Annotated in this window: 21 protein-coding genes; 12 read left to right on the top strand and 9 right to left on the bottom strand. The window is 67.7% G+C overall.

Annotated features, from left to right (window positions below):
* Positions 1-94 precede the first annotated feature (94 nt).
* The 5 genes from NA3_RS07715 (at position 95) to NA3_RS07695 (ending at position 8,809) form a co-directional block, all read left to right on the top strand.
* Positions 95-604: a single-stranded DNA-binding protein gene (locus tag NA3_RS07715; RefSeq protein WP_084491317.1), complete on the top strand. Its 510-nt coding sequence runs from the start codon at positions 95-97 to the stop codon at positions 602-604.
* A gap of 75 nt (positions 605-679) precedes the next feature.
* Complete coding sequence (gene ettA / locus NA3_RS07710) at positions 680-2,356, top strand: energy-dependent translational throttle protein EttA (protein WP_062962796.1); 1,677 nt, start codon at positions 680-682, stop codon at positions 2,354-2,356.
* A gap of 246 nt (positions 2,357-2,602) precedes the next feature.
* Complete coding sequence (locus tag NA3_RS07705; RefSeq protein ID WP_062962795.1) at positions 2,603-7,504, top strand: NAD-glutamate dehydrogenase; 4,902 nt, start codon at positions 2,603-2,605, stop codon at positions 7,502-7,504.
* A 196-nt stretch (positions 7,505-7,700) separates the two neighbouring features.
* A complete protein-coding gene (locus NA3_RS07700; RefSeq protein ID WP_439956171.1) occupies positions 7,701-8,123 on the top strand; it encodes an acyl-CoA thioesterase in 423 nt (140 codons plus the stop codon).
* A 32-nt stretch (positions 8,124-8,155) separates the two neighbouring features.
* Positions 8,156-8,809 carry a DUF8185 domain-containing protein gene (locus NA3_RS07695; RefSeq protein ID WP_062962794.1) on the top strand — a complete coding sequence of 218 codons (654 nt, stop codon included), beginning with the start codon at positions 8,156-8,158 and terminating at the stop codon, positions 8,807-8,809.
* A 16-nt stretch (positions 8,810-8,825) separates the two neighbouring features.
* On the opposite strand, the gene NA3_RS07690 is transcribed toward NA3_RS07695, so the two are convergent.
* Both NA3_RS07690 and NA3_RS07685 read right to left on the bottom strand, forming a co-directional pair.
* Positions 8,826-9,767 (bottom strand): NAD-dependent epimerase/dehydratase family protein, encoded by a 942-nt coding sequence (locus tag NA3_RS07690; RefSeq protein ID WP_062962793.1) that lies wholly within the window; start codon positions 9,765-9,767, stop codon positions 8,826-8,828.
* Between the two features lie 116 nt (positions 9,768-9,883).
* Complete coding sequence (locus tag NA3_RS07685; RefSeq protein ID WP_227994965.1) at positions 9,884-10,603, bottom strand: HNH endonuclease; 720 nt, start codon at positions 10,601-10,603, stop codon at positions 9,884-9,886.
* A gap of 345 nt (positions 10,604-10,948) precedes the next feature.
* On the opposite strand from NA3_RS07685, the gene NA3_RS07680 reads away from it, so the two are divergent.
* The 5 genes from NA3_RS07680 (at position 10,949) to NA3_RS07660 (ending at position 14,504) form a co-directional block, all read left to right on the top strand.
* The gene (locus tag NA3_RS07680) at positions 10,949-11,353 is read left to right on the top strand and encodes a globin (RefSeq protein ID WP_030512691.1); all 405 of its coding nucleotides are present in this window, start codon (positions 10,949-10,951) and stop codon (positions 11,351-11,353) included.
* Between the two features lie 62 nt (positions 11,354-11,415).
* Positions 11,416-13,065: a glycoside hydrolase family 13 protein gene (locus NA3_RS07675; protein WP_062962965.1), complete on the top strand. Its 1,650-nt coding sequence runs from the start codon at positions 11,416-11,418 to the stop codon at positions 13,063-13,065.
* Between the two features lie 51 nt (positions 13,066-13,116).
* Positions 13,117-13,395: an aa3-type cytochrome oxidase subunit CtaJ gene (gene ctaJ / locus NA3_RS07670; RefSeq protein ID WP_030512693.1), complete on the top strand. Its 279-nt coding sequence runs from the start codon at positions 13,117-13,119 to the stop codon at positions 13,393-13,395.
* Entirely contained in the window at positions 13,382-13,852 is a 471-nt protein-coding gene (locus NA3_RS07665; RefSeq protein ID WP_062962791.1) for a DUF5130 family protein, read from the top strand. Before ctaJ ends, NA3_RS07665 begins: the two co-directional genes overlap by 14 nt.
* Positions 13,853-14,012: 160 nt before the next feature.
* Positions 14,013-14,504, top strand: coding sequence for a helix-turn-helix domain-containing protein (locus NA3_RS07660; RefSeq protein ID WP_084491315.1), 492 nt, complete (start codon positions 14,013-14,015; stop codon positions 14,502-14,504).
* Between the two features lie 79 nt (positions 14,505-14,583).
* Here NA3_RS07660 and NA3_RS07655 read toward each other — a convergent pair whose 3' ends face one another.
* The 3 genes from NA3_RS07655 to pepN form a co-directional block, all read right to left on the bottom strand.
* Positions 14,584-15,174 (bottom strand): ClpP family protease, encoded by a 591-nt coding sequence (locus NA3_RS07655; protein WP_062962790.1) that lies wholly within the window; start codon positions 15,172-15,174, stop codon positions 14,584-14,586.
* A gap of 9 nt (positions 15,175-15,183) precedes the next feature.
* Entirely contained in the window at positions 15,184-15,801 is a 618-nt protein-coding gene (locus NA3_RS07650) for a ClpP family protease (protein ID WP_062962789.1), read from the bottom strand.
* A 119-nt stretch (positions 15,802-15,920) separates the two neighbouring features.
* Positions 15,921-18,515 carry an aminopeptidase N gene (gene pepN, locus NA3_RS07645; protein WP_062962788.1) on the bottom strand — a complete coding sequence of 865 codons (2,595 nt, stop codon included), beginning with the start codon at positions 18,513-18,515 and terminating at the stop codon, positions 15,921-15,923.
* A 222-nt stretch (positions 18,516-18,737) separates the two neighbouring features.
* On the opposite strand from pepN, the gene NA3_RS07640 reads away from it, so the two are divergent.
* Positions 18,738-19,562, top strand: coding sequence for a phosphoribosylaminoimidazolesuccinocarboxamide synthase (locus NA3_RS07640; RefSeq protein ID WP_062962787.1), 825 nt, complete (start codon positions 18,738-18,740; stop codon positions 19,560-19,562).
* A gap of 6 nt (positions 19,563-19,568) precedes the next feature.
* Here the strand turns inward: NA3_RS07640 and NA3_RS07635 are convergent, their stop codons facing one another.
* The 3 genes from NA3_RS07635 to NA3_RS07625 all read right to left on the bottom strand — a co-directional run bounded on the left by NA3_RS07635 (position 19,569) and on the right by NA3_RS07625 (position 22,583).
* Positions 19,569-20,852 carry an RNA polymerase sigma factor gene (locus tag NA3_RS07635; protein ID WP_084491313.1) on the bottom strand — a complete coding sequence of 428 codons (1,284 nt, stop codon included), beginning with the start codon at positions 20,850-20,852 and terminating at the stop codon, positions 19,569-19,571.
* Between the two features lie 11 nt (positions 20,853-20,863).
* Positions 20,864-21,265 carry a YciI family protein gene (locus NA3_RS07630; protein WP_174561055.1) on the bottom strand — a complete coding sequence of 134 codons (402 nt, stop codon included), beginning with the start codon at positions 21,263-21,265 and terminating at the stop codon, positions 20,864-20,866.
* A gap of 97 nt (positions 21,266-21,362) precedes the next feature.
* Positions 21,363-22,583 (bottom strand): NAD(P)/FAD-dependent oxidoreductase, encoded by a 1,221-nt coding sequence (locus NA3_RS07625; protein WP_062962786.1) that lies wholly within the window; start codon positions 22,581-22,583, stop codon positions 21,363-21,365.
* A gap of 156 nt (positions 22,584-22,739) precedes the next feature.
* On the opposite strand from NA3_RS07625, the gene NA3_RS07620 reads away from it, so the two are divergent.
* Positions 22,740-23,396 carry a mycothiol-dependent nitroreductase Rv2466c family protein gene (locus NA3_RS07620; RefSeq protein ID WP_062962785.1) on the top strand — a complete coding sequence of 219 codons (657 nt, stop codon included), beginning with the start codon at positions 22,740-22,742 and terminating at the stop codon, positions 23,394-23,396.
* 44 nt (positions 23,397-23,440) lie between these two features.
* On the opposite strand, the gene NA3_RS07615 is transcribed toward NA3_RS07620, so the two are convergent.
* Positions 23,441-24,550, bottom strand: a complete 1,110-nt coding sequence (locus NA3_RS07615) for a M48 family metallopeptidase (protein WP_084491309.1) — start codon at positions 24,548-24,550, stop codon at positions 23,441-23,443.
* Positions 24,551-24,596 lie beyond the last annotated feature (46 nt).

Raw genomic sequence — 24,596 nt, 5'->3', positions numbered from 1 at the left:
GGTGGGGTGACGCGGTATCGGCGACGCTGAACAGGTCACGTCGGCCGAGGGCGCCGCGGACGGGGGCACAGTCGAATCGCGAAGGGGGACAACCATGTACGAGGCGAATACCGCTGTCATCGGCACCGTCGTCACACATCCGGTACGGCGGAGCCTGCCGGGTGGGGAACAGGTGATCAGCTTCCGGATGGCCAGCAATGCCCGCCGCTTCGATCGTGACACCGGCGGCTGGGTGGACAGCGGCACCCTGTTCCTGACGGTGACGTGCTGGCGCCGGCTGGTGGAAGGGGTCGACGCATCCATCCGTCGCGGCGATCCGATCATCGCCTACGGTCAGCTGCGCACCAACGAGTACCGGACCAGGGAAGGTGTGCAGCGCCACGACCTCGAGATGCGCGCCGCCGCGCTGGGGCCCGACCTGGGCCGCTGTGCGGCTCCGGTGATGCGGCGGGGCGGCGCGCGGAACTCGGGGCCGGACCTACACGTTGTCCCCGAAGGGGACGACGCGGTGCCACCGGTGCCGCCGGGCGAGTCCGGCCCCGCCACGGGCGCGGCATCGACTACCGTCGAGCCGGTCTCCGCGGCGGCCGCCGACGCCGGATGACTACGGTTACCTCTGCTCCGCTCGCGCGGTCCTCCGTTTCGACCCACTGGTTCCGACACCGATAGGCTTTCCTACATGGCTGAGTTCATTTACCAGATGAAGAAAGTTCGCAAGGCGCATGGCGACAAGGTCGTCCTCGACGATGTGACCTTGAACTTCCTTCCGGGCGCCAAAATCGGCGTCGTCGGTCCGAACGGCGCCGGTAAATCGAGCGTGCTGAAGATCATGGCCGGACTGGACCAGCCCAACAACGGTGACGCGTTCCTGGCGCCCGGAGCGACGGTCGGCATCCTGCAGCAGGAGCCGCCGCTGAACGAGGAGAAGACCGTCCGCGGCAACGTGGAGGAAGGCCTCGGCGAGATCAAGGTGAAGCTGGACCGCTTCAACGAGATCGCCGAACTCATGGCCACCGACTACTCCGACGAGCTCATGGAAGAGATGGGCAAGCTCCAGGAGGACCTGGACCACGCCGACGCGTGGGATATCGACTCCCAGCTCGAGCAGGCCATGGACGCGCTGCGCTGCCCGCCGCCGGACGAGCCCGTCGGCAACCTCTCCGGCGGTGAGCGCCGCCGGGTGGCGCTGTGCAAACTGTTGCTGAGCAAGCCGGATCTGCTGCTGCTCGACGAGCCCACCAACCACCTCGATGCCGAGAGCGTCAACTGGCTCGAACAGCATCTGGCCCAGTACCAGGGCGCGGTCCTGGCCGTCACGCACGACCGGTACTTCCTGGACAACGTCGCCGGCTGGATCCTCGAGCTCGACCGCGGCCGGGCCTACCCCTACGAGGGCAACTACTCCACCTACCTGGAGAAGAAGGCCGAACGCCTCGAGGTTCAGGGCAAGAAGGACCAGAAGCTGCAGAAGCGGCTCAAGGAGGAGCTGGCCTGGGTGCGTTCGGGCGCCAAGGCCCGCCAGGCCAAGAACAAGGCCCGCCTCGGCCGCTACGAGGAGATGGCCGCCGAAGCGGAGAAGATGCGCAAGCTGGACTTCGAGGAGATCCAGATTCCGCACGGTCCGCGCCTGGGCAATGTCGTGGTCGAGGTCGAGCACCTGGACAAGGGTTTCGGCGACCGGCAGCTGATCAAGGATCTGTCGTTCAGTTTGCCGCGCAACGGCATCGTCGGCGTGATCGGCCCGAACGGTGTCGGTAAGTCGACGCTGTTCAAGACGATCGTCGGACTCGAGCAGCCCGACAGCGGCGAGGTCAAGGTCGGCGACACGGTGAAGCTGAGCTATGTCGACCAGAACCGCGCTGGCATCGACCCGAAGAAGACGGTGTGGCAGGTGGTCTCCGACGGGCTCGACTACATCGAGGTCGGCAATCAGGAAATGCCTTCGCGCGCATACGTTTCCGCCTTCGGGTTCAAGGGCCCGGATCAGCAGAAGCCGGCCGGTGTGCTGTCCGGCGGTGAGCGCAACCGCCTGAACCTGGCACTGACCCTCAAGCAGGGCGGCAACCTGATCCTGCTCGACGAGCCCACCAACGACCTCGATGTGGAGACTCTCGGCTCGTTGGAGAACGCGCTGGAGAACTTCCCCGGCTGCGCCGTGGTCATCTCCCACGACCGGTGGTTCCTCGACCGCACCTGTACCCACATCCTGGCGTGGGAAGGCGACGACTCGAATCCGGCCAAGTGGTTCTGGTTCGAGGGCAACTTCGAGGCCTACGAGGCCAACAAGGTCGAGCGCCTGGGCCCGGAGGCGGCCCGTCCGCATCGCGTTACTCACCGTAAGCTGACTCGCGACTGATCTTCCGGTTCGCGCAGTCGGCCGACCACCCGGACGTGCGCCAAACGTACAGGGGCGCAACGTCATCGCGGCCTACCCGGGGCTCGGCGTAGGCTGCGAACACGGGCGTACCAACCGGCCCGTTCGAGGTAGCTGAGCGTTGCCGAGGGTTTAGAAGGAATCCACCCCGGCGCCTCGGCTGCCCAGCTACTCTCGACCCCGGCGTCACTTTGTTGCGGAACCTAATCCGAGGGAGTGGGCGAAAAAATGACGGTCTCGTCCGAATTGTCCAGTAACGCGTGGGCGGAGAGTCTGCCGGAGCCGCTGCGGGGGGAACTCGCAACGCTCGAGTCGGCGTACTTCCGTCACGTGGATGCCGGCGATGTGGACTGTGCGATCACCGGAAGTTCGGCGCTGGTCTTCCGAAGGCATCTCGAACTGGGCCTGCAACGTCCATCGGGCACGGCGCGAGTGCGGGTGTACCACCCCGACGACGGCAGCGGCATCGGCGCGGCCGTGCAACTGGTCACCGACGATATGCGTCTGCTCGTCGAATCGGTGGCTTCCGCCCTGACCCGGATCGGGGTCACCGTCAGCGAAGTGATCCATCCGATCTTCGAGGTGACGCGCGACGACGAGGGGCGGCTGCATTCCGCGGCACCGCACGAGGTCGACGGCAACGGTGTGACCGGCTTGCGGGAATCCTGGATTCACGTGCAGCTGCATCCGTCCACGAGCCGGGACGTCCTCGAGCGCATCGAGGCCGAGGTGCCCGATGTGCTCGAGGACGTGCGCCAGGTCATCGGCGATACCGAGGCGATGCGGGCGGTGCAGGATCGCCTCGCCCGCGAGCTGATCCGGACGGCGGACGCGGGGTCCTCGCCCTATCCGGTCACCGACCTGGTGGACTGCGCGCATCTGCTGGAGTGGCTGGCCGACGGGCATTTCACCCTCCTCGGCTACGCCCGCTTCCAGCGTCGCCCCACGGCCGGAGGGGAGACGAAATCCGTTGTGGTGCCGGACAGTTGCCTCGGTGTGCTGCGACCCAATGTCGGGACCGATTTCCAGGTTCCGGCCAACGGCGGCAGGCGCCCGCTGCTGATGCTCACCCAGGGGCTCGTGCCGGCGACCGTGCACCGCTCGGTCTATCCGTATTTCGTCGGCGTCGCGGAGGCGGACGCCTCGGGCACGGTCGTCGGCGAACATCTGTTCATCGGTGTGTTCACCGTCGCCGCCCTGCATGAGAACGTGCTCGATATTCCGGTGATCGCGCGCCGGGTGCGCACCGTGATCGAACAGAGCGGATTCGATCTGGAATCCTTCTCGGGCCAGGCGATGCTCGAGGTGATCCAGTCGTTCCCACGCACCGAACTGTTCTCCTCGGATATCGACACGATGCGGCGGACCGCCAGCGCCGTACTCAGCGTGGGCATTCGTCGGCAGGTGCGGCTGTTCCTCCGCCAGGATTCCTACGGTCGTTTCGTGGCCGCCATGGTGTACCTGCCGCGCGACCGCTACACCACCCGGGTTCGCCTCGAGATCCAGGACATCCTGGTTCGCGAGTTGGGCGGTGAGTCGATCGACTATTCGGCGCGAGTATCCGAAAACGAGCTCGCCAGTGTGTATTTCACCGTGCATCTGCCCGAACCCGGCACTCGGGTGGATACCTCCGAGGCCAACCGGGTGCGGATTCAGAATCTGCTCGCGGAGGCCAGTCGCACCTGGGACGACCACCTGCGCGACGAGGTGGCCCGGTCCACTGTGCTGGATCCCGCTGTCGTGCAACGCTATGCGGCCGCCCTCCCCGATGGGTACAAGGAAGATTTCGAGCCCTCCCGGGCGCTGGCCGACATCGTGCGGCTGGAGCGCCTGGCCGGCGAGACCATCGATCAGCATCTGTATCGCAGGCCGGACGCCGCGCCCGGGTCCTGGCGATTCACCCTGTATGTCGGCCGCGGTATTTCGCTGAGCCAGGTGCTGCCGCTGCTGCAGAGCCTGGGTGTCGAGGTGGTCGACGAACGGCCCTACGAGGTCGAATTCGGTGACGGCCGGATGGCCTGGATCTACGACTTCGGCCTGCAGGCGCGACCCGACCTGCTGCGAATGTCGTTGGATCGCAACATGGATGCCGAACTGGTGGAAACCGCCGACCGGCTCGATGTCCTCCACGCGCAAGAACGCGGCTTACGCGAGCGCTTCACCGAGGCGTTCGACGCCCTCTGGCACGGCCGGGCGGAAAGCGATCCGCTCAACGAGCTGGTGTTGCGGGCCGGCCTGCCGTGGCGGTCGGTGTCGATTCTGCGCGCCTATTCGAAGTACTTGCAGCAGGCGGATTTTCCGTACAGTCAGGCCAATATCGCTCGCGTTCTGCTCGCCTCGCCGGATATCGCGCGACTGTTCGTCGGACTGTTCGAGGCCATGTTCGATCCCGACTCGGCCTCCGCGGAACGCGCGGACGAGCTGCGTGCGGCGGTGCGGGAACGGATCAACGAGGTCGTGAGCCTGGATGCCGACCGCATTCTGCGCGCCATCCTCGGTGTCGTCACCGCCACGCTGCGCACCAACTACTACGTCGTCGACGCCGACGGACTGCCGCGGGAATACCTGTCGATGAAGGTTGAGCCGCATGCGATTTCGGAACTCCCGCGACCGCGGCCGCAGTTCGAGATCTTCGTCTACTCGCCGCGGGTCGAGGGCGTCCATCTGCGCTTCGGCCCGGTGGCCCGGGGCGGTCTGCGGTGGTCGGATCGCCTGGAGGATTTCCGGACCGAGATTCTGGGTCTGGTGAAGGCGCAGGCGGTGAAGAACGCGGTGATCGTGCCGGTCGGCGCCAAGGGCGGATTCGTGGTGAAGCGCCCGCCGGCGCCCAGTGGCGATCCGGCGACCGACCGCCAGGCCCTGCATGGCGAAGGAGTGGAGTGCTATCGCACCTTCATCAGCGGCCTGCTGGATGTGACCGACAATGTCGATCACGCCAGCGGTGAGGTGATCCCGCCGGCGCGGGTGGTGCGCCGCGACGGTGATGACACCTATCTGGTGGTGGCAGCCGACAAGGGGACGGCCACGTTCTCCGATATCGCGAACGATGTCGCGAAGAAATATGGTTTCTGGTTGGGTGATGCGTTCGCGTCGGGTGGTTCGGCGGGGTATGACCACAAGGCGATGGGGATTACGGCGAAGGGTGCGTGGGAGAGTGTCAAGCGGCATTTCGCGGAGATGAATGTCGATACCCAGCGTGAGGAGTTCACGGTGGTGGGTGTCGGTGATATGTCGGGTGATGTGTTCGGTAACGGGATGTTGTTGTCGGAGCATATTCGGTTGGTGGCGGCGTTCGATCATCGGCATATTTTCATCGATCCGGATCCGGTGGCGGGGTCGTCGTTCGTGGAGCGGAAGCGGTTGTTCGGGTTGGCGCGGTCGTCGTGGGCGGATTACGACACCTCGCTGATCAGCGAGGGCGGCGGCGTCTGGGATCGCACCGTGAAGGCCGTGCCGGTGAGCCCGCAGATCCGGCGCGCCCTCGGTCTCGACGAGGAGGTCGTATCCCTGTCCCCACCGGAGATGATCCGGGCCATTCTGCTCGCGCCGGTGCAATTGCTGTGGAACGGCGGAATCGGGACCTACATCAAGGCCAGTACGGAATCGAACGGCGATGTCGGCGACAAGTCCAACGACACGGTGCGTGTGAATGCGAGCGATTTGCGCGTGCGCGTGATCGGGGAGGGCGGCAACCTCGGTGTCACCGCCTTGGGGCGCATCGAATTCTGCAAACTCGGTGGGAAATGCAATACCGACGCCCTCGACAATTCCGCCGGAGTCGATTGCTCGGACCACGAGGTCAATATCAAGGTGCTGCTGGACGGGGTCGTCTCCGCCGGCGAACTGCCGGTCGGCGATCGCAACCCGCTGCTGGCCTCGATGACCGATGACGTCTCGGAGATGGTGTTGCGGGACAACGTCTCCCAGAACTTCCTGATGGGGATGTCACGCACCGAGGCGCCGCGCATGCTCAACGTGCACATGCGGGTGATCGAGGACCTGGAACAGCGGCGAGGTCTGGACCGGGAACTGGAGGCGCTGCCCGCTACGAAGGAACTCGCTCGCCGTGCCGAGGCGGGGACCGGTCTCACCTCGCCGGAACTGGCGAATCTCCTGGCACATGTGAAGTTGTCGCTCAAGGCCGATCTGCTCGACAGCGATCTGCCCGACAGCGCGTACTTCGCCGCCCGGCTGCCGAAGTACTTCCCGGCGGCGCTGCGGCAGCGATTCGGCGGTGCCATCAAACGTCACCGGCTGCGGCGCGAGATCGTCACCACGATGGTGGTGAACGAGATGGTCGATCTCGGCGGTATCACCTACGCGCACCGGCTCAACGAGGAAATCGGCGCCAGCGCCACCGATGTGGTGCGCGCCTTCGCGGCGACCAGCCAGATCTTCGATCTGCATTCGCTGTGGGAGCGCATTCGCGCCGCCGACGTGCCCACAGCGGTCAAGGACGAATTGGAGCTGGAGACCAAGCGGACCCTGGACCGTGCCTCGCGCTGGCTGCTGAGCAACCGACCGCAGCCGGTCGCGGTCGGTGCGGAAATCCACCGCTACAGCGGTCCGGTGCGCGAACTCGCGCCGAAGGTTCCGGGATGGTTGCGCGGCCACCACCTCGACACGCTGACCGAAGCGTCGGCCGAGATCGTCTCGCGTGGTGTACCGGAGGACCTCGCCACCGAGGTCTTCGGTCTGCTCAACCTGTTCCCGCTGCTCGATGTCGTCGATATCGCCGACATCACCGACCGCAGTGGCGAGGAGGTCGGCGCTCTGTACTACGCGCTCAACGAGCATCTCAAGATCGACTGGCTGCTGCAGGCCGTGAGCCACCTCGAGCGGGGCGATCGCTGGCACGCGCTGGCCCGGCTCGCTCTGCGCGACGATATGTACGGGTCGTTGCGGTCACTCACCCTGGACGTGCTGTCCGCCGGCGATCCGGAGGAGACCGCGGAAGAGAAAATCGCGTACTGGGAGTCGAAGAACCAGTCCCGGCTCGGCCGCGCGCGGGCGGCGCTGTCGGAACTGTTCGCCTCCGGAGCACACGATCTGGCGACCCTCTCGGTCGCGGCACGGCAGGTCCGCAGCATGGTCAGCGGTGTGGGGGCGCAGTCGGAGGTGCCTCGCTGATCGGCGGTCGCGCCCAGAACCTGCATACTGGGTAGCCGAAGCGGACCGACACCGGAGTCGAGACGCCGCTTCGGTTTGCTCGTCCGCCCGCGCCGGCACCGCCACACGATGCGCGCGGGCGGAATTCTGATCGGAGGTGAACAGCGTGATCAGTGCCGGCTCGGTGAACGGGACCCCGAAAGCGGGAGGCACCCTCGTGCTGCCCAAACGTTTTCACGCGAAGGTCGATGTCCGATGGTCGGATATGGACGTCTTCCAGCACATCAACCATGCCCGCATGGTGACGTTGCTCGAGGAGGCGCGGATTCCGTGGCTGTTCGAGGGGGAGCGGCCCACCGCCGGGCTGCGTACCGGCTGTGTGCTGGCAGATCTGCACGTCCGCTACCGCGGCCAGCTCCGGCACGAGGACACGCCGCTGGATGTGGCGATGTGGATCGAACAGCTGCGTGCGGTGGATTTCACCATCGGCTACGAGGTCCGCGCGAACGGCGTGGCACTGGATTCCCCGCCGGCCGTGGTCGCCAGCACCCAGATCGCGGCCTTCGATATCGACACCCAGCGGCTGCGCCGGCTCACCGACGAGGAGCGCGAATATCTGAGCCTGTGGCGGGCCGAATAGCGGCGACGACACCTACGGACGACATCGCTTCGATGCTGCGCATATCCGATCCCGCCGAGCGGGAGAACCTCGCGACCTTCCTCACCCACGCGATCCGGCTGGATCCGGCAGCCGTCGTTCGCTTGCATCGCCGCGGCGACCGCTACGTCACCGCGTGGACGGCCACCGGATTCGAGGTGCTGGCCGCGCGCACGGTGGTCGGTGAGCTCGATGTCGTGGACGTCACCGTCGCCGGCGACGCCGCGTTGTCGGGACTCGAGCGGCCCGGCGCCGACGGGCGTATCGAGGTGGGATATTCGATGGATTCGGCCTGGCGCACGGCTCTGCCGCCCGCTGCGGGCTTCGCCCATATCGATGACGTTCCGGCCCGGAGCCTGGTCGAGCTCGCCGAACGCGGTGCGCAGGTGGCCGCCGAACACAGTGGCGGGCACGGCCCGCCGGCCTCACTGCTGGAGCAGACGGTACTGACCGTCACCGGCGGCGACGAGCGGGTCGAGGTGCCGATGCGCGTCGTTTTCGCGCTCACCGCAATGGATTTCATCCCGCATGCCGGGGGCGAGGCAGACTCTCGGCGCATCGCGCCCAGCGAGACCGTGCGGGTGCGCGCCACCCGCACCTGGCTGCGGCTGGACGCCCGGTACGGCTCGGTCGCTCGTCGTCGCAGTGGGCCGCTGCTGGCCGGGTGACCGGTGCACGAATCGTTCACTTCCCTTCCACCACCGCGGTTTTCCACCACGCGACGGTTCCGGCCGCGACCTCCGGCAGGGGTGTCGGCGCCAGGCCGAGCAGTCTCTCACTGTGGGTGGAATCGAGCCGGAAGGGTCGTTCGAACTGGTAGTTCATCTCTGCCAGCTCCCGCATCATCGAACTCACGACACCGGCCGTGCGCAGCGTCCAGCCGGGCAGCGCAACGACTTTCGGCATGGGCATCCGCGCGGCCTCGGCCAGCGCGGCGACCAGTTCGCGCATCGTGACGGCCGGGGCGGTCGGCGCGTGCAGGACGGTGTTCCACAGCGAGCTGTCCGCGGCCGCCCGGATCATGGCGGCGGCGAGGTCGGGCATATAGGTGAACGAATGCGGCAGATCGGCCTTGCCGAAGATCTGAACGGTCTTGCCCGCCAAGATATTCGGCACCATGCGGTCACCGGCGTGCGAGGTGCGCACATGCGGTCCGATGAAATCGGAGGCGGCCACACTGACCGTCGGCGTCGGCGATGCGTCGCGGGCGCGCAGGAGTTGCGCCCGGATCGCCGGTTTGCCGAAATCGGCAGTGCGCGGCATATCTTCGGTCATCGGCCGGTCGACCGGGCCGTAGGAGTACAGGCTCTCCGGAAACACCACGACCGCCCCCGTGCGCCCGGCGACGTCCAGGATCGTCTGTTCGGCGCCGGGCAGCTCTGCCCGCCAGGTCCGTGCGGAGTAGCGCGACGCGTGGATGCAGTGGTAGACCGCAGCGGCACCGTCGACCGCAGCGGCGAGCTGGTGCCGATCGTTGACATCCACCGCGCGCCGCTCGATGAGCGGATGGTCCGGACCGCTGCCCGACCGGGTCAGAATGCGGACCGTCACCCCGGTGGCGGCGAGTTGTTCGGCGATCGTGGTGCCGACGGGTCCGGCTCCGGTCACCACATGCAGATCCGACATGGTGGGCTCCTATCACTTCGGAGAGCGATGCTCTTGTGTTCGCGGACGAGTCTGCCCCACGTCCGTGAAAATTTCAAGAGCAGCGCTCACTATTGTGATTGGTGCGCTGTAAAGGGTCAGGCAGCGCCTTCGCCCAAGTACTGCAACCACACCGGATCCAGATCCGACGTGGTCGACAGCAACCGCCAATGCGGCCCGGTCGGCGAGACCAGGGGATGCATGAGCGTCCAGCCCAGCTCGCTCAGGAGTTTGTCGGCCTTGCGGTGATTGCAGGGAGCGCAGGAGGCCACGCAGTTCTCCCAGGAATGCGCGCCCCCACGACTGCGTGGAATGACATGGTCTATGGTTTCGGCCTTACCGCCGCAGTAGGCGCAGCGATAACGATCCCGATGCATGAGTGCCGCGCGGGTCATCGGGACCCGGGCGCGGTAGGGCACGCGCACGTAGTTGCGCAACCGGATCACCGACGGCAGCGCGACCGAGGCGCCGGCGGAGTGAACGACCGGGCCCTCGGGATTGTGATGAACGGTATCGGCCTTGTCGCAGACCAGCAGCACGATGGCCCGCCGGGCGGGCAGTGCGGTCAATGGCTCGTAGGTGGCATTCAGAAGCAGTACCCGGTTCTTCACCCAGGCGGTAGCTGCGGATTCGGTGTTTCGGTGCGTGATCGCACCCGGGGACGAACGTCCCGGCGACGAGGACGGATGTCCCGGAGAGGAATATGCGGAGAGGATATGCAGCGGAGTAGCCCCCGACCCACGATTGTGGACATCGGCGGGCTGGAGTTGTCGGTGCGTTCTCGCCTCGTGTGACCGGGCGCCGTGCCGCTGCTTCATTGATGGACCCCGAATTCTGCTAGGTCGGTTCGTGTGCTGATCGGCAGACACTGTCACCAAGTTGACCACGGAACGTGCCCGTGTGCACAGTGATTTCGGTGCCGAAATTCGGGCCGGGTGCGCGGATCGCCGGTGGTCGACGCGGTGTGGCTCGGTATCCGGTGCCCGGATACCGGTGTCGGAGGCGATTATCTGCCGTGTTGCCGTCCCCGGAGCGACCGTCGTCTGAACGCCGTGTGATCCGCCGATGACAGTCGGGCGGCTGCCGCGTGGGTGGGCCGTGCGCGGGCGGTGCGGGCACAATGGTTGTCGGATACGCGGCAGGCGAGCAGATCGAGAGGGTCGATGACTTCCGGCGAACAGACGGCGACATCGTTCTACGAGGCGGTCGGCGGGGCGGAAACGTTCCGGCGGATCGTCGCGGCGTTCTATCGGGAGGTGGCCGCCGACGAGATCCTGCGGCCGATGTATCCGGAGCAGGACCTCGGCCCCGCCGAGCGCCGGTTGCGCATGTTCCTCGAACAGTACTGGGGCGGTCCGCGCACCTATTCCGACGAACGTGGACATCCGCGGCTGCGCATGCGGCATATGCCGTTCAGTATCGGACCGCTGCAGCGTGACGCCTGGTTGCGCTGCATGCACATCGCGATTGCCGAAATCGAGCCGGACGTACTCGACGACGAACACCGGCGTGCGCTGCTCGACTATCTGGAGATGGCCGCGAATTCGCTGATGAATTCCCCGATGTGAGCCGAGCCGGGGATTCGACTGTGACGGCGTCATCGGCCGGGGGACAGGCTGAGCTCGACGCGGTGGGGGCCGCCGGGCACGCGGAGGAATCGCCGCCGCCGTGGTGGCGTTCGGCGGTTTTCTACCAGATCTATCCGCGCTCGTTCGCCGATTCCTCCGGCGACGGGATCGGCGATCTCGCCGGCATCCGCGACCGGCTCGGCTACCTGGAATCACTCGGCGTCGACGCGTTGTGGATCTGTCCGGTGATGCGGTCGCCGATGGCCGACGGCGGGTACGACGTGAGCGATCCCCGCGATATCGACCCGCTGTTCGGCGACCTCGCGACGATGGACCAGCTGATCGCCGAGGCGCACGAACGCGGTATCCGGGTGACGATGGATCTGGTGCCCAACCACACCAGCGACCGTCACCCGTGGTTCGCCGCCGCGGTGGCGGCCGCGCCCGGCAGCGCCGAGCGAGCCCGCTACATCTTCCGCGACGGTCGCGGGCCCGGTGGTTCGCTACCGCCCAACAACTGGCCGAGTATCTTCGGCGGGCCGGCGTGGACGCGCGTCACCGAGTCCGACGGGACGCCGGGGCAGTGGTATCTACATCTGTTCGCATCGGAACAACCGGATCTGAACTGGGACAATCCGGAGGTCGTCGCCGACTTCGAGCAGACCATGCGGTTCTGGCTCGAGCGCGGCGTCGACGGCTTCCGCATCGATGTGGCGCACGGCATGGCCAAACCACCCGGACTGCCCGATATGGATCCGGCCGTGGTGGCGGCGGTCGGGCTCTCCGCCGACCCGTCGGCGACCCGTACGCCGGACGCCGACGCGAAACTGCTGGTGCACGACGACAGCGATCCGCGCTTCAACAATCCGGGGGTCCACGACATCCATCGCCGGCTGCGCAAGGTGATCGACGAGTACCCGGACGCGGTGTCCATCGGCGAGGTGTGGGTCGAGGACAACGTGCGCTTCGGCGAGTACGTGCGCCCGGACGAACTGCACCTCGCCTTCAATTTCCGGCTCGCCGAGACGCCGTTCGACGCGATGAAAATCCATGCGGCAGTAGATAATTCGCTGGACTCGGTGGCGCGGGTCGGCGCCGTCCCGACCTGGACGCTGTCCAATCACGACATCGAGCGGGAGGTGACCCGCTACGGCGGTGGCGCGTCCGGCATCGCTCGCGCCCGGGCGATGATCATGGTCGAACTCGCCCTTCCGGGCGCGGTCTTCGTCTACAACGGCGCCGAATTGGGGTTGCCGAATGTCGACGACCTGCCCGAGGACGTGCTCCAGGACCCGGTCTGGGAACGCTCCGGCCATACCGAACGCGGGCGTGACGGTTGCCGGGTGCCGATTCCGTGGGAGGGGGCGACGCCGCCCTTCGGCTTCACCGAGGGGCCCGGCTCCTGGCTGCCCATTCCGGCGGAGTGGGCCGATCGGACCGTGGCGGCGCAACTCGGATCGCCCGGCTCGACGCTGTCGCTGTACCGGACCGCCCTCGAACTGCGCAGTACCCGGGACGAATTCGACGGCGACACCGTCGACTGGCTCGGCGGGCCGCACGACCGTCTCGCCTTCCGCCGGCCCGGCGGGCTGATCTGTGTGCTCAACGCCTCCGCGGACCCGATCGCACTGCCTGCGGGCAGGGTGTTGCTGGCGAGCGCGCCGCTGCACGGTGACCTGCTCGCGTCGGAGTCGGCGGCCTGGTTGGTGTGACACGGGCGGCTCGGCGCGGACCGGCAAACCACGATCGTCTACCGTTGATCTGTGAGCATTCTCGAAACAGTGCTGATCTTTCTCGGCATCCCGCTGGTGATCTACGCGGTGATCGCCGGACTGTCGTTCCTCGGCAAACCGCTGCCCGGCGAGAAGCCGGTCCACTACGACCTCGGGAAGAAGTGGACCGCGGAGCCGGTGCTGTGGAGCGCGACCGACGAGGTGACCGCGTTCGGTCACGGTGTCGCCGAGTCGTCGCATGGGCATCATGCGGCCATCGAATCCACCGGGGCAGATCTGATCGGAGGCCGGGCAAGTGGCAACTTCTAATTGGCCCGCGGTGGACCCGTCCACCCTGCCGCACGGGTACGCCATCACTCCCAGCGGCCGGGTATCCGGCGTGCACGAAGCCGGTGACGTGTTCAAGGAAGCGCCGTTCAACGACCGTGAACGGCTGCTGATGGACAACACCCTCACCGAGGCGACCCGCAGCACCAAGGTCCGGTTCAACATCTACATCGGCGATCTGGGCGCGGATGCCGCCGCCGGCGCCGACGCGGTGTTCCCGTCGACCCCCGAGGCGGCACGGTCGGTGCTCATCGCCGTCTCGCCCAACGAGAAGGCGGTCGAGGTTCGTTCCGGTCGCGATGTCGCCGACCGCGTGAACGACCGGATCTGCCAGCTCGGCGTCACCGCGGCGCTCGCGTCGCTGCGGCAGGGACAGCTCATCGACGGTCTCGTCTCCGCCGTCCGCGTGATGGCGTCCGCGATCGGCCGCCCGAGCTGATTCGTCCGCACTGATCGGCACGCTCGCGCCGGTTCGCATCAGGGCCACGCACCCCTTCCCGGAACAGCCGGGGAGGGGTGCGGCTGTCTGCGGACGACCCGAAATACGCTGTGAGCGTAAGCGAGCTCGTCCGGCCCAGCGGCGGCCGTAGGCTCACCACATGGCCGAGTATCCGCAATTGCATTCGATCCCCGGCGGACGTGACCTCGAGTCCGTGTCCTCGACCGGTGCGGACAGCGCGGCAGAGTCCGCGACGCCGGCCGGATCCGCTCCTCGACCGCCGCGAGACGGGCTGCGTTCGGTGCCGTCGCGCCCCGACCGGCCTCGGGAATCGCCCGCCGCCCGGGAACCGCTGTGGCGTGAGGTGCTCGGTGAACGGCTGCGCGAACTGCGCCGCGACCACGGCGAGACGCTGACCGAAACAGCGGGCCGGGCCGGGATTTCACCGCAGTATCTGTCCGAGATCGAACGCGGACGCAAAGAGCCTTCGAGCGAGATGATCGCCGCCCTGGCCGGCGCGCTCGGCACCACATTGGGCGAACTGACCGCCGAGATCGCCGCCGACCTGCTGCGCGCCACGCGCCTCGCACCGGTCCGGCCGCTGGCCGCCCGTCCGCCGGCCGGCCGCACCATGCTCGCCCGCGCCGCCTGAGGTGCCCGTCGCGACGGGCGAGGACCTGCCGCGCAGGGCGAGCGCTCGTCGCGATCGGCGAGCGCTCACCGTGATCCGATCAGGTCCGGGTGCCGAGGATGGTGTCGGCCAATCCGTATTCCACCGCTGCCTGCGCGGTGAACACCCGGTCGCGATCGGTGTCGTGGCGTAGCGTCGCGACGTCCTGACCGGTGTGGCGGGACAGGATGGTCTCGATTTCGGCGCGCATCCGGACGAGTTCGTCGGCCTGGATGATGAGATCGGGGATCGCGCCCTGTCCGCGGGTCGCCGGCTGATGCAGGACGGCGCGCGCATGGGGCAGCATCGCCCGCCGGCCCGCCGCGCCGCCGGCCAGCAGCACCGCGCCGACCGCGATGGCCTGGCCGACGCAGGTGGTCGCCACCGGCGACGATATGTGCTGCATGGTGTCGTAGATCGCCAGCATCGCCGACAGATCGCCGCCCTCGCAGTTGATGTAGAGGTTGATCTCGTGGCCCGCGCTTTCGGCATCCAGATGCAGCAGCTGCGCGATCAGCGCATTCGCCACCCCGGAATCGATCGGCGTGCCGAGGTAGACGATCCGCTCGGTGAGCAGGTGCGAGTAGACGTCCATGATCCGCTCGCCGCGAGGGTGCTGCGCAATGACATTGGGAATGGTGTAGCTGGTCACGATGTGCCCCTATGCTTTTCCGGCCGACATGCCGATGCGCTGGCGTTGCGGGATGACCTGGTCGAAGGAGTCGACGATGTGGTCGATGAAGCCGTACTCCTGTGCCTCGGTCGCGGTGAACCAGCGGTCGTGCAGTGAGTCCTCGTAGATGCGGTCGAACGGCTGCCCGGTGTCCTCGGCGATGAGTCCGAGCACGGTGTTCACCGTGTGGCGCAGATCGTCGGCCTGTACCTCGACCTCGCCCGCGCTACCGCCGATGCCCGCCGACCCCTGATGCATGAGGATGCGGGCGTGCGGCAGCGCGTATCGCCGGCCACGAGTTCCGGCCGAGAGCAGGAATTGCCCTGCGCTGCAAGCCAATCCGAGTGCCAGCGTGGATACCCGGCACGGCACCAGCCGCATCACGTCGCGAATCGCGAGCATCGACGGCACCGATCCGCCGGGGGAGTGAATCCACAGTGAGATGTCGGCGTCGGGGTCTTCGGCCGCGAGGGTGAGCAACTGGGTCGTGAGCAGGGTGCCGTTGTCGTCGTCGAGCCCGCCGTCGAGGACGAGGATGCGGCGGCTGAGCAGTTGCTCCCGGGACCGCCAACTGAACAACGGAACCTTGTTGTCGTCGTGAGCCATACGCCCACCGTGCCCCAGCGGACACGACTCGAGCCCGTCATGCTGCTGTCAGCAGATCTGCCCACAGCAGCGCGGGCGCGGGCCGTGGTGGCCACTAGCGCCACCACGGCCGACCCGGCTCAGGCGATGTCGGCGGCGCGGGCGCGCAGTGAGCGTTCGATTCCCGCTTTACCCTCGATCACCAAGCGGCGCAGGGCCGGCGGGTGTTCATCGGCCAGGAACTTGTCGGCCACGGCCACGGCTTCCTCGCTGATGGCCCAGTGTGGGTAGAGGCCGACCACGACGGTCTGCGCGACCTCGCTGGAGCGGCGCTCCCACACCGAGGCGATCTCGTCGAAGTAGCGCTGCACGTACGATGCGAGCAACTCGCCCTGTCCGATCGGCGCGAAGCCGCCGACGATCGCGCGGGCGGTGATGTTCGGGACGGTGTCGTCGTCCATTACTGTGCGCCACGCCTTCTCCTTGACCTCGGCCTGAGGCCGGGCGGTGGCGGCCGCGGCCGCCTGGCGCCGTCCGGCGGCGGTGGGGTCACGCTCGAGCTCGGCGTCGATGACCGGGGTGTCGGTGCTCTCGGCATCGAGCTGTCCGGCGGCGGCCAGCGCCTGCACGATCCGCCAGCGCAGATCGGTGTCCACCGCGAGCCCGGGCAGTTCGACCGCGGCCGGATCGGAATCCAGCAGCAGCGTGCCCAGCACCTCGCTGTGCCACGGCGACAGGCGCGCGGCGGTGAGGGCGTTGACGAAGGCCAGCTGATGGTCCGAACCCGGTTCGGCCGCGCGGGCCAGTTCCAGGAGCCGGTCGGCGAAGGCGGGCCATCCGGTCTGATCGGCCCATTCGGGATCGGCGTAGCTCGCCAAGGCGGTCTGCGCCTGCATCAGAAGTCGTTGCACCACACCGATTTCGGTTTCGGCGCCGATCCCGCGCTGGACCAGCGCCACGAAATCCCGCGCTCGCATCTCCGCCTGCCGCGTCATCTCCCACGCCGCCGACCAGCACAGCGTGCGAGGCAGGGATTCGGCGATATCGGCGATGCGGGCGACCACGGTGTCCAGCGACTGCGGATCCAGCCGCAGCGAGCAGTAGGTCAGGTCGTCGTCGTTCACCAGCACCAGCCGGCCGCGCTCGACGCCCACCAGCTCGGCGACCTCGGTCCGCTCGGCGGCGTCGAGATCGAGTTCGACCCGCTTGGTGCGCACCAGTTTTCCGTCGCGGTCATCGTAGACGCCGATGGCCAGGCGATGGACGCGATGCTCGCCGGCGCCGGGTTCGGCGCCGCCCTGCACGACCGCGAATCGGGTGAACTTCCCGTCGGCGTCGACCTCGAAGTCGGGACGCAGCGTATTGAGGCCGGTGGTCTTGAGCCACTGGGCGCCCCAGTCGGAAAGGTCACGCCCGGAGGACTTTTCGAGCGCACCGACCAGATCGTCGAAGGTGGCGTTGCCGAAGGCGTGCGCGGCGAAGTAGTCCCGCAGCCCGGCCAGGAACGGCTCCAGCCCCACGTAGGCCACCAGCTGCTTGAGCACCGAGGCGCCCTTGGCGTAGGTGATGCCGTCGAAGTTGACCTCCACGGCCGCCAGATCCGGGATGTCGGCGGCGATGGGATGAGTGGAGGGCAGCTGATCCTGCCGGTACGCCCACGACTTCTCCACATTGGCGAAAGTCGTCCAGGCGCCGGTGTATTCGGTGGCCTCGGCCTGGCACAGGACCGAGGCGAAGGTGGCGAACGATTCGTTCAGCCACAGATCGTCCCACCACTTCATGGTGACGAGATCGCCGAACCACATATGCGCCATCTCGTGCAGCACGGTCTCGGCGCGACGCTCGTAGGAGGCCCGGGTGACCTTGGACCGGAAGACGTAGTCCTCGAGGAAGGTCACCGCGCCGGCGTTCTCCATCGCGCCGGCGTTGAACTCGGGAACGAACAGCTGATCGTATTTCCCGAACACGTAGGGGACACCGAAATTGCGGTGGTAGAACGCGAAGCCCTGTTTGGTTTCGGTGAAAAGCCTTTCCGCGTCCATGAATTCGGCGAGCGAGGCGCGGCAGTAGATGCCGAGCGGGATCGTGGACTGATCGTCGGTGTACACGTCGATCCACTTGGCGTACGGCCCGGCGATCAGCGCGACCAGATAGGTGCTCATCCGCGGCGTGGTGGCGAAGGTGTGCTCGACCACCTCGCCGACGGTGCGGGTGGCGGTCGCGGCGCCGTTGGAGATCACCTCCCAGTCGGCGGGAGCGGTGACCGTCATGTCGTAGGTCGCCTTGAGGTCGGGCTGGTCGAAGCAGGCGAACATCCGCTTGGCGTCGGCGGTTTCGAACTGCGAGTACAGATAGACCTTGTCGTCGGTGGGGTCGACGAAGCGGTGCAGCCCCTCACCCGTGTGCGAGTACACGCAGTCGGCCTCGACCACCAGGACGTTGTTCTCGGCCAGATCGGTGAGGGTGAGGCCCTCGGACTCGTCGTAGCCGGAGATGTCGAGTTCGGTGCCGTTGAGAACGGCCGAACGAACACCGGCGGCGACGATATCGATGAAGGTCTGCGCGCCCGGGGTGGCGGTGAACGTGACGGTGGAGCGCGAGAAGAACGTCTCGCCGGCGGTGGCCGCGGGACCGGTCGGCTGCCCGGTGAGGTCGAGTTCGACGCGATAGTTCTCCACACTGATCGTCGCGGCCCGCGCGATGGCTTGGTCGCGGGTGAGGTTCGGTGCAGACAAGGAGACTCCTTCGCTCGGACCGGTCGTGTGAACCACGCTGCGGATGCAGTCGCTGACGGTGCCCAGAATGCCACGTCTGCGCCCGTAGGGCTGGGCCGACCGTGCATCCGCACCCCGTGCAGGAGGAAACGCCGCGCGCCACGCCACCGAGCGTCGGGGCTCGTCGCGGCGCTCGGTAGGCTGGGCGTTCGTGTGCGGCGGACAGCGAAGCGAGGAGGGCCGGTGAAGCACATCCACGCCGGTAAGGTGCGCGATCTCTACGAGGACGGGGAATCGCTGATTCTGGTCGCCTCCGATCGGGTCTCGGTCTACGACGTGGTGCTGCCGACGCCGATTCCGGACAAGGGCGCGTTGCTCACCCAGTTGTCGAACTGGTGGTTCGACTACTTCTCCGATGTGCCCAACCATGTGCTCTCGACCACCGACGTGCCGGACGAATTCGCCGGGCGCGCGGTGCGCGTGCGGCCGCTGAAGATGGTCCAGGTGGAGTGCATCGCCCGCGGCTATCTGGTCGGCTCCGGCCTGCAGGAGTACCGCCGCACCGGTGCGGTCTCCGGGGTGGCGCTGCCCGCCGGGCTGCGCGAGGGAGACAAACTTCCCGAGCCGATCTTCACTCCGACCACCAAGGCGTCCGCCGGACACGACGAGCCGATCACGTTCGACGATGTGGTGAATCAGGAGGGTCGCGAGGTCGCCGAGAAGCTGCGCGACCTGACCCTGCGGATCTACACCCGCGGCGCCGAGCACGCCGCGGGGCGCGGGGTGATCATCGCCGACACCAAGGTCGAATTCGGCTGGGACGGTGATGTTCTCACCCTCGGTGACGAGGTCCTGACCTCGGACTCGTCGCGGTTCTGGCCGGCCGACGAATGGGAGCCCGGCCGGGCGCAGCGCTCGTTCGACAAGCAGTTCGTCCGCGATTGGGCGACCTCCACCGGCTGGGACAAGGAGCCGCCCGGCCCGGAGATTCCCGCCGAGGTCGTGGCCGTCACCCGCGAGAAGTACATGGACGCCTATCAGCGCATCACCGGCAACACCTGGTCCTGAGATCGGCTACGAGGCGCGCAGCGTCGCCGCGCGCAGCATGAGGTAGTCGCGCTCGGGCGTACTCGTGGTCAGGTGAGCCGCTGCCGTATAGGACTCGATCGCCGCCGGGCGGTTGCCCGCCATCTCGTACAGGTGTCCCCGCACCGCCTCGAGTCGCTGGTTGCCGCGCAGGCGGTCCGCCAGCGCGTTGGCCGACTCCAGCCCGGCGTCGGGCCCGTGCACCATGGCCACCGCCACGGCGCGATTCAGGCTCACCATCGGATTGTCCGACAGCCGCTCGAAGACGTTGTACAGCAGGAGGATTCGCTCCCAGTCGGTCTCTTCAACGCTCGGCGCCCGGGCATGCAGTGCGGCGATCGCGGCCTGGACACGGTAGGGGCCGCCGAGCCCGGTCTCGACCGCCGCCGTCGCCAGCCGCATTCCCTCCCGGGCGCGTTCCCGATCCCAGCGGGTGCGGTCCTGTTCGGCCAGCGGAATCAACTCACCGCTCGGGCCCAGGCGTGCCGCGCGGCGCGCGTCGGTGAGCAGCATCAGCGCGAGCAGCGCCGTGACCTCCGGGTCCTCCGGCAGCAGCCGGTGGACCTTGCGGGTCAACCGGATCGCCTCCGCCGCCAGATCGGTGCGGTACAACCGCGAGCCGCCGGTCGCGGTATGCCCCTCGGTGAACATCACGTACAGCACGTGCAGGACCGGCCCGAGCCGCGGACCCCAATCGTGCGGGGCCCCAGTGGACTCGGCGAACGGGCGTGGCAGTGCGGCGAGCCGTTTCTTCGCCCGTGAAATGCGCTGCGCCATGGTCGTTTCCGGCAGCAGGAAGGCCCGGGCGATCTCCTCGGTGGTGAGGCCGCCCACCGCGCGCAGCGTCACCGCGATCGCGCTGGCCGGAGACAACGCGGGGTGGCAGCACAGCAACAACAACGTCACCGTGTCGTCGGACGAATCGGTGTCGGCAGGCGGCACGTCCTGCAGGGCCGCCGTCGTCTCGCGAGAGCGGCGTGCGATCTCCGAACGCACCGAGTCGATCAGTCGCCGCTGCGCGACCTGGAGCAGCCATGCCCGCGGATTGTCCGGATAGCCCTTGTCCGGCCACTGGGTGACCGCTGCGAGCATCGCCTCCTGCACCGCGTCCTCGGCCGCGTCGAAATCGCCGTAGCGACGCACCAGAACGCCCAGCACGAGCGGCGCGACCTCACGCAGGAGCAGCGCGACCTCCCGTGCGGAGTCGTCGCGCCGTTCGTCGCGCTCCGAAGGCCGCCCGACCGGGACGGCCGGTAACTGTGATCCGGTCATGGCGCGGCGGATCAGGCGTCGGTCGCCGGAGCGTCCATCACCGCGCGCACTTCGATGTACTCACCGATCGGGGCACCGCCCGGGCCCGGTGCGGCCGAGGCCTGCGCTGCAATCTCCAGCGCCCGGTCGGCGCTGTCCACATCGACGATCCAGTAGCCCGCCAGAAATTCCTTGGTCTCCGGGAACGGGCCGTCGGTGATGACCGGCGCGGACCGCCCGTCGGCGCTGACGATGCGCGCCTGATCCGGAAACGCCAGTCCCTGTGCGTCGACCAGCTCACCCGATTCCCGCAGTGCCGCACCCAGCGCCCGCTGGAATTCGATATGGGCCGCGATGTCCTCCGGCGGCCATTCGCCGATCGGAGTATCGCAGTGCGCGGCGGGGCGGTAGGTCTTGAGCAGCATGTACTTCACGGTGATCTCCTCGGCTCGCCGGCGCGCCACCGCGGCGCGCTCACGATCGGGTCGGAGCCGGCCGCGGCTCCTCGACCTACCTCTACTGTGACTGTGGTCACAAATCGGTGCTCGTATCGGCGAGCGCGTCCGGATTCACCGGTTCGCCACCGAGGATCAGTTCCTTGATCCGATCGGTGACGTCCCAGACGTTGACGTTCATTCCCGCCAGCACGCGATTGCCCTGGTCCAGCCAGAACGCGACGAATTCGCGGCTGCCGGTGTCGCCGCGCACCACCACGGACGTGGTCGCGCCCGGTGCGACGAAGCCGGTGTACTCCATGCCGAGGTCGTACTGGTCGGTGAAGAAGTAGGGCAGCCGGTCGTAGGTCGCGGGCCGGTCGAGCATCGTCAGCGCCGCGACGGCCGGTTGGTTGAGCGCCGTGGCCCAGTGTTCGACCCGCACCCGCTGCCCGAGGACCGGATGCTGCTGGTCGGCGATATCGCCCACCGCGACGATATCCGGATCGCTGCTGGCCAGGCTCTCGTCCACGAGCACGCCGCCCTCGACCGCGAGGCCGGCGTCGGCGGCCAGTTCGACATTCGGCCGGGCGCCGACCGCGATCAGCACCGCGTCGGCGTCCACGATCGTGTCGTCGGCGAGCCGGACTCCGGTGGCCTTGCCGTCGGCGGTCACGATTTCGGCGGCCTTCACGCCACAGCGCAGATCGACGCCGTGCGCGCGGTGCAGTTCACCGAAGACCGCGCCCATCTCCTCGCCGAGCGCGGCCTGCAACGGGACCGCGCCGACCTCTAGGACGGTGACGTCGAGACCGGCGGTGCGCGCGGCCGCGGTAACCTCCAGGCCGATCCAGCCCGCGCCGATGACGACCAGCCGCCGCGCCGAGCCGAACAGGGAGATCAGCGCATCGGACTGTCCGATCGTGCGCAACATGTGCACGCCTTCGGCGTCGGCGCCGGGAATCGGCAACCGGCGCGAGCGCGATCCGGTCGCCAGGGCGAGTTTGTCGTAGGGCCGGGTCGAACCGTCCGGCAGCGCAACGGTTTTCGACGAGCGGTCGATGGCCGTGACGGTGGTGCCGAGCAGCAGTTCGACATCGTGATCGCGATACCACTGCTCGGTGTGCACCGTGAAATCGGCGAGCGACTTCTTGCCGAGCAGATGTTCCTTCGACAGCGGCGGCCGCTCGTAGGGTAGCTGCGCCTCCTCGCCGATCAACGTGATGTTGCCGTCGAAGTCGTTGTCGCGCAACGACTCCGCCAGCTTCGCGGCGGCCAGACCGCCACCGACGATGACGAACCTGGAATCTGTGGGCATGGGGGAAAACCTCCGGGCAGCGGGCAACCAGGGTCGCATCCGACCCTACTGTGCGATCCCGCGGCGATCGGGAAATATCGCCAACTTCGCGGCGTTGACCAATGCTGAGGGCGGGTGGCGTGCGGCCTCCCCACTGCTTCTTCGAAGGGACGAAATGTGAGCGATCAGACGACCACCGCCGGTTCCAGGGACCGCGTCGATTTCTGGTTCGATCCGCTGTGCCCGTGGTGCTGGATCACCTCGCGCTGGATTCTGGAGGTCGAGAAGGTCCGCGATATCGACACGCACTTCCACGTGATGAGCCTGGCCGTGCTCAACGAGGGCCGTGAGGACCTCCCCGAGCGCTACGTCGAGATGATGAAATCGGCGTGGGGCCCGGTCCGGGTGGCCATCGCCGCGGCCGAGCAGCACGGGGAGAAGGTGCTCTCGCCGCTGTACACCGCGATGGGCACGCGCATCCACAATCGCCGGGAGGAGTACGAGCGCGAGAACCAGGCCGAAACCCTGGCCGCGGTCGTCGCCGACGCTCTCGCCGAGGTGGGGCTGCCGGCCGAACTGGCCGAGGCCGCCACCAGCACCGACTACGACGAGGCGCTGCGCAGGAGCCACCACGCCGGCATGGACAAGGTCGGGCCGGACGTCGGCACGCCGACCATCCACATCAACGACACCGCCTTCTTCGGCCCGGTGCTGTCGCGGATCCCGCGCGGCGAGGAGGCGGGGAAGGTGTGGGACGGGGCGGTCGCGCTGGCGTCCTACCCGCACTTCTTCGAGCTCAAGCGGACCCGCACCGAGGACCCGCAGTTCGACTAGTGCATCGCCGGCACGGGGCGAAGCGCCCCGTGCCGGGCGTGGGGTTACCGCGGCGGCAGCCCCGGAATCTCGCCGTATCCGGGGTAGCTGCCCGTGTGGACGGGTGGCCCGGCCGGTGGCACCGGCTGCGGCGGGGCCGCCGGTGACGGGTACTGCGGAGGCGTCGCCGTCATTCGCGGCGGCGGCGGACCGCTCGGCCGCAGGAACATCCGCCCGTGCCGGCTGCGGTCGCGCAGCGCCCACATCCGCCAGGTCAGCACCGGATGCGAGGACATGGCGTTGACCATCCAGACGAAGAAGCCCTTGTCCTGAGGTGCGCGGTCGGCCATCTCGTCGAAATCGACCAGCGAATTCAGATATTTGCCGCCCGCAAGGGTTTTCATCGCGCCGGGTGCGCCGATATGGCGGTTGCAGAAGCCGTGATTGTCGGCGGTGTACTCCTGCGCGCGAATCAGCGAGTTGCCGATGATCGGCAGGAACGGCACGAGGAACATGCCCAGCTGGCGCCAGTACGACACGTGGCCGGCGGCGATGTGGCCGACCTCGTGGCCGATGATGAAGGCCAGCGCGTCGGGGTCACGGGCCTGACCGCCGATCTCGAACAGGTCGCTGTAAACGACCACGTAGCGGCGGAATCCGTGTCCCGAGGCGAAGGCGTTGATCTGCCCGTTGCCCAGTAGCACGTAGGCATCGGGGACGGTCGCCATGCCGAAGCGCGCGGCGGCCTCGACCACCATCCGGTATCCCTCCGGAAATTGGGTGGGCGACATCTTCACGGCATTGAGCCGCTGCATCGAATAGTTGGTGCCGCGGCCGAACCACAGCAGCAGCGGCGCGAGGATCACCAGCAGGACGTAATAGTTCACCGCGCCGACGAGCAGGGACAGCAGCGCGATCAGATATCCGGTGACGGTGACCAGGATCACCACGATCAGCAGGGGGATCTCCCAGCTGTGCCGAGCCGGCATGCCCCAGGGGGACAGTCCGCGCGTCGGTTGGTACGGCGGGACGTGCGGCGGCGTAAACGGTTGCTGCGGACCCCATCCCGGCGGCCCCAGCCGAGGATCCCACCCCGCCGTACCGGTCACCGGATTCCACCCCGGTCCGCGCCCTTGCTGTGGTGTCTGATCGGCCCACTGATCTTCGGACTGCATGGGCTGAACTCTATAGAGGATCGGGAAACGACCCCATGTGGAGCGA

This window comes from Nocardia africana NBRC 100379, assembly GCF_001612635.1.
Classification (GTDB): Bacteria; Actinomycetota; Actinomycetes; order Mycobacteriales; family Mycobacteriaceae; genus Nocardia; species Nocardia africana.
The sequence above is the reverse complement of the archived record's forward strand: the minus strand, read 5'-3'. Positions and strand labels throughout refer to the sequence as shown.

Bases quoted from the DNA above. Each gene is read 5' to 3' on its own strand.
- NA3_RS07705 (WP_062962795.1), top strand. From the start codon at position 2,603: ATGACGGTCTCGTCCGAATTGTCCAGTAACGCGTGGGCGGAGAGTCTG.
- NA3_RS07715 (WP_084491317.1), top strand. From the start codon at position 95: ATGTACGAGGCGAATACCGCTGTCATCGGCACCGTCGTCACACATCCG.
- NA3_RS07625 (WP_062962786.1), bottom strand. From the start codon at position 22,583: ATGCCCACAGATTCCAGGTTCGTCATCGTCGGTGGCGGTCTGGCCGCC.
- NA3_RS07690 (WP_062962793.1), bottom strand. From the start codon at position 9,767: ATGTCGGATCTGCATGTGGTGACCGGAGCCGGACCCGTCGGCACCACG.
- NA3_RS07660 (WP_084491315.1), top strand. From the start codon at position 14,013: ATGGCCGAGTATCCGCAATTGCATTCGATCCCCGGCGGACGTGACCTC.
- ettA (WP_062962796.1), top strand. From the start codon at position 680: ATGGCTGAGTTCATTTACCAGATGAAGAAAGTTCGCAAGGCGCATGGC.
- NA3_RS07650 (WP_062962789.1), bottom strand. From the start codon at position 15,801: ATGGCTCACGACGACAACAAGGTTCCGTTGTTCAGTTGGCGGTCCCGG.
- NA3_RS07635 (WP_084491313.1), bottom strand. From the start codon at position 20,852: ATGACCGGATCACAGTTACCGGCCGTCCCGGTCGGGCGGCCTTCGGAG.
- NA3_RS07695 (WP_062962794.1), top strand. From the start codon at position 8,156: ATGCTGCGCATATCCGATCCCGCCGAGCGGGAGAACCTCGCGACCTTC.
- NA3_RS07680 (WP_030512691.1), top strand. From the start codon at position 10,949: ATGACTTCCGGCGAACAGACGGCGACATCGTTCTACGAGGCGGTCGGC.
- NA3_RS07615 (WP_084491309.1), bottom strand. From the start codon at position 24,550: ATGCAGTCCGAAGATCAGTGGGCCGATCAGACACCACAGCAAGGGCGC.
- NA3_RS07685 (WP_227994965.1), bottom strand. From the start codon at position 10,603: ATGAAGCAGCGGCACGGCGCCCGGTCACACGAGGCGAGAACGCACCGA.